The organism is Trueperella pyogenes (assembly GCF_001070855.1).
In the GTDB taxonomy this organism is placed as follows: Bacteria; Actinomycetota; Actinomycetes; order Actinomycetales; family Actinomycetaceae; genus Pauljensenia; species Pauljensenia pyogenes_A.
On the sequence record NZ_JVLH01000001.1, the window covers coordinates 1 to 4792 of the forward strand.

The 4792-nt window shown below is 51.8% G+C and carries 5 protein-coding genes; all 5 read left to right on the top strand.

Annotation, left to right across the window (positions count from 1 at the left end; genetic code table 11):
• The coding region (locus tag ADG72_RS00005; RefSeq protein ID WP_048711252.1) for an alpha/beta hydrolase at positions 1–1159 on the top strand (1159 nt) is incomplete at its 5' end.
• The gene (locus ADG72_RS00010) at positions 1156–1794 is read left to right on the top strand and encodes a DUF4853 domain-containing protein (protein WP_048711253.1); all 639 of its coding nucleotides are present in this window, start codon (positions 1156–1158) and stop codon (positions 1792–1794) included. The genes ADG72_RS00005 and ADG72_RS00010, both read left to right, overlap by 4 nt.
• 72 nt (positions 1795–1866) lie before the next feature.
• On the top strand, positions 1867–3540 hold the full coding sequence (locus ADG72_RS00015) for an alpha/beta hydrolase (protein ID WP_239667604.1): 1674 nt from the start codon (positions 1867–1869) through the stop codon (positions 3538–3540).
• Between the two features lie 134 nt (positions 3541–3674).
• The gene (locus ADG72_RS00020) at positions 3675–4172 is read left to right on the top strand and encodes a DUF4853 domain-containing protein (protein ID WP_239667605.1); all 498 of its coding nucleotides are present in this window, start codon (positions 3675–3677) and stop codon (positions 4170–4172) included.
• A 50-nt stretch (positions 4173–4222) separates the two neighbouring features.
• Positions 4223–4792, top strand: a 570-nt coding sequence (locus tag ADG72_RS00025) for a WXG100 family type VII secretion target (RefSeq protein ID WP_048711257.1), incomplete at its 3' end; no start/stop codon positions are given.

The following is a 4792-nucleotide window of genomic DNA, read 5'->3' on the forward strand; positions in this document are numbered from 1 at the left end:
CTATCCTCAGCTGATCGGTAATGCTGATGGTGTTGAAGCTTGGGCACGCGACCGCGCAAACCGAATTAACTTGAGGGAAGAAAAACTCAAGACCGAGAAACTTGTCCAACATCTTGAGGCAGCTATGCGTGATAGGGTTCGATATACCTATCCGGGAGACGTGCATGACCCGACTCTATACCAGCACGATGGGGGTCTTAGCGCGAAACTTTCGCGTGCAAAAATGGATCTTGAAGCTTACAACAAAATTGAGTCTGCTTTAGGAAATGCCGTTTCGCTGGAAGCCTATCAGCATGGAGAGAAAGGTGATCCGATCTCACTGTTGACGCTGCAAAATGATGGTCGTCGTGTGAAAGCTGCGGTCGCTCAAGGCGATGTGGATCATGCGAAGCATGTTGCGACCTTTGTTCCTGGTATCGGGACAACCGTTGAGGGACAGCTTCACAATTATCTTCGTCAAACGGAGAATCTTCGTCAGGCTGCGGCTACTCAGGGGAATATGTCGACTAGCGATGTGGCGACGGTTGCATGGTTGGGTTATGACGCTCCGGGTGAAGCAAAGCTAGAAAACCTGGGTGATATAACTTCGCCGAAGTTGGCTCAGGCGGGTTCTGATCGTTTGGCTGGCTTTATGACGGGTATGCATGCGTCTCGTCAGTATGGTGCTGGTGATGCGCATATGACGTTGGTGGGTCATTCGTATGGTTCGACGACGTCTGGTATGGCCGCCACGAAGGTCAAGTCCGGTATCATCGACGACCTGGTACTATTCGGCTCTCCCGGCATGGGAACTTATAATTCGAATGATTATCACGTTGACGAAGCTCATCGCTGGGTGTCAGGTGTTCCTAAGGGCGATAGCGTCCAGGGGCTGGGCGGAATATTGAGGCGAAAGATTGGTCGTTTCGGTCTAGGCAAGAACCCTATGGATGCAGATTCCGGTTTTACACATCTTTCAGACGATGCAACCGGCTATGAAGGTTATGACCACAATGCACCGCCCAGTAACCCAGGTAATTACGCTCTCGACACCATAGGCCGTCTTCTCACAGGTAGGCGCCCTTCACTTCCGAGCTTCACTAACCACAATATCTACCTCGAACAAGGAACCGAGACACTTCAAGATATTGCCCGCGTTGTCGCAGGGACAAAGAAATGAAGACTTTGAAGCATCTGCAAGCTTTTTGCCTCTTTGGAGCCAGTGCACTCGTGCTTGCCGCGTGTTCGCCAGGCGTGCTTGATCCAAACGGCGGTACTTTGACAGCATCATCATCGTCATCAAGTGGAAAGACAAAGAAAATGAACTATTGGGATGGGGATCTTCCTCTAGAAGCGCGTCAGTCTGTACAGGCTTTTCAGCGTGATGAGGAACCGAAGATTCTTGAGTTCCGTCGTCGGCTTGCCGAGGTCGGTGGAGGAGAGTGGGAAGCACGTAGCTTCGGGTCGAGCATCTCGAAATGGGATGACGATTCTGCTGGGTTTTCTCAAGACTCATGGGAGCTGCAAGGCCAGATGACTGCTGGTCCCTTTGTTGCTATTCCTGAGATTGAGAAGATTGGTCGCGAGCTTCTGTCTGAGACTTATTCTGAATATGAGTTAGGTTCAGATAAGGGCGGTGTACGTCAGCTGTCGTGGAGTGACCCTCATAACGGTGGCTTCTTGTATGTGACTGTTCATGATGGCCAGGCAACGTTGATGCGTTATCAGACAGGTCTGCGTCCTTCCGATGGGACGACCGAAAATCCTCGTGACTTTATTGCTGGTCGCGTCGATATCGATATCCCTGAAAATTAGCTTGTGAAGCAAGCGCTGTAGTATCCATCCAGTGGACTCAAAGGAATAACAATGTCGTTAACCTGGGCGCAGGTGAAAACCTGGAGAGCATCAGATCTGGATATCTATGTCGGAAAAGTTGGAGTTCGTCTTGACGTTGTGGATAGACAGACTGAGGCTCTGCAGCAGCTTACGTTGTCTCTCAGCGGCGAAGGAGCAACTTCAGATGCACTACGCAGAGCAGTGGGGAAAGCTCGCTGGCAGCTCAGGAATTTTAGCGATGAGCTAGGTGACCTCCAAGTTGCTTTGAGGAACGCTCTATTTGAGGTTGCTGAAGTAGCGGAAGCGATTAAACAGGTAGAGAAAGTTGCTGCTGGATATGGTTGCGTAATTTCCCAAGATGGAAAAGTTACGTGGAGAGACGCGACAAGTGTGCAGACTGAAAGCTATCGACACGGTGCTGAGGCGAACCTTGAACGAATGGTGGCGCGTGCAATTGCATTGGCAGATTCCGCAGATAGCACGCTCAGTCAGAAACTGAGTTCTTTCGGGACAGCCCCGGGAAAGGAACCCACGAAACCCGGACAAATTCGCGACCTATCCAAGGCCGAGCAAGAGCGTTTCAAGAATATGTCTCCAGAGGAACGAGCAGAGTACTGGTCGGCGCAAAGCGATGAACAGAAACGTCACCTCTGTGATACCTACCCTGAGATGATTGGTAACGCTGATGGTGTGGAAGGATGGGCGCGGGACCGCGCAAATCGGTTGAATCTTGATGCCAAGTTAACCCGCGCTAGGGAGGACCAAGCTCGCTATATACGCGAATTAAGTGGAGCTCGCGATCAAGATGAGTACAAGGAGATCGAGAAAAAATACAAACGTGCAATTTCGGATATTCAAGCTTATGAAAAAATCCGCTCGACGCTTGCGAATGGCATCAGTCTCGAAGATTACCAGCACGGGAAGCAAGGGGAACCGATTTCTCTCCTGACTCTGCAAGATGATGGTCGTCGTGTGAAGGCTGCTGTCGCTCAAGGCGATGTGGACAATGCGAAGCATATTGCCACCTTGGTTCCTGGCATTGGCACAACCGTTGAGGGGGGACTTGATACCAATTTACGTCATACGGGGAATCTTCGTCGGGCAGCGGCTGCTCAGGGAAATATACCCTTAGAAGATGTCGCGACGGTTGCTTGGCTTGGCTACGATGCTCCTGGTGAGGCAAATGCGTTGAATGCCCGCGATATTGCTTCTCCAACGCTCGCACAGGAGGGTTCTGATCGATTAGCTGGTTTCTTGACGGGTTTGCAGGCGTCTCGTCAGTATGGTGCTGGTGATGCGCATATGACGTTGGTGGGCCATTCGTATGGTTCGACAACGTCTGGTATGGCCGCCACGAAGGTTAAGCCCGGTGTCATTGATGATCTAGCGTTGTGTGGCTCACCTGGAATGGGAACTTATGACGCAAACGACTACCGTGTCGATCGGAATCATCTGTGGGTTTCCGGGGTTCCGAAGGGGGATAGCGTTCAAGGAATAGGCGCAGCTGGTTTTCGCTCTGTTGGTCACTTAGGTAAGAACCCGATGGATGCTGACTCAGGGTTTACTCATCTGTCCGGCGATGCAACCGGTTCGTCGAAATATAACAATGATGCGCCCGCAAGTGTGCCTATTAAGGGAAATTTTGATAACCACAGTATCTATTTGGAAGACGGCACCGAAACGCTTCAGGACATCGGTCGTGTTGTTGCAGGGGTGAAGCGCTGATGCGCACGTTGTGGCGCCCTGTGTTGGGGGTGGCATGTGTGCTGGCCCTGGCCGCATGTTCGCCCGTCCTGAGGGATCCCCAGAGTACGACTACACAATCGGCATCACCATCTAAGAGCGGAAAGGCAACAAGCATGGTCTATTGGGATGGAAGCCTTCCCCTAGAGCAGCGTCAGTCCATTCAGGCATTTCAGCGTGATGAGGAGCCGAAGATACTTGAGTTCCGTCGTCGCCTTGCCGAGGCCGGCGGTGGAGGTGCGTGGGAAGCGCGCATCTTTGGGTCCGAGATCAATAAAGAGACTGACCAATCCTCAGGCCACGAGCAGCCGGCGTGGGAGCTTGTTGGGCAAGATGTTGCGGGTCCGTATGTGCCCGTGGCTGAAGTTGAGAGGATCGGCAGGGAAGTCCTAGCTGAAACCTACTCACAGTTTGAACTGGGCTCGGATAAAGGCGGTGTTCGTCAGCTTTCGTGGAGTGATCCGGTTAATGGTGGTTTCCTCTATGTGACCGTTCACGAGGGAAAAGCCACCTTAATGCGCTACCAGACGGGATTGCGCCCCTCGGATGGGACAACTGCTGACCCTCGTGATTTCATCTCCGGCCGCGTCGATATCGATATCCCAGAGAAATAGCTTGTAAAGAACATCCTGTAGCGCCTGCCTGTGGAAGGAGAGGGACAAGAATGTCATTAACTTGGGGTCAGGTGAAAACCTGGAGCTCAACTGGTCTATCGGGCTACGCCGGAAAGGTTGGTGCTCGGCGCGACACTGTTGTGAAACAAGCCGATGCACTCCAGCAAAGCATGACCTCCTTCCAAGGTGAGGGTGAAACTGCGCAGACTTTGCGCGACAAAATGACGACAGCGCATGAAGCTCTGACAACTCTTGCCGATGACTTGGCAGAGGTTCAGGACGCGGTGAGTACCGCAGCCGGAAATGTCTCTGAAGTGGAAAGCGCTGTTAAGAAAGCTACTTCTGAAGCAAAATCTCGCATGTGCAGTATTTCCGATAGCGGTGTAGTGACGTACGAGAACACAAGTTACATGTATACCGAACAAGGAAAAAATGATGCCCTGCTCGCGGTTACATTGCTTGTAAGTCAGGCACTTGCCTTGGCAGAGTATGCGGATGCTTCTTTTGTGACACGTCTAGGTTCGGCGGGTATGCCGGGAAGTACGTCTTCTGCTTCTGGAAAAGGTACTCATGCTTGGTCGAAGAAAGAGCAAGATGCTTTTCAAAAAATGTCGCCGGAG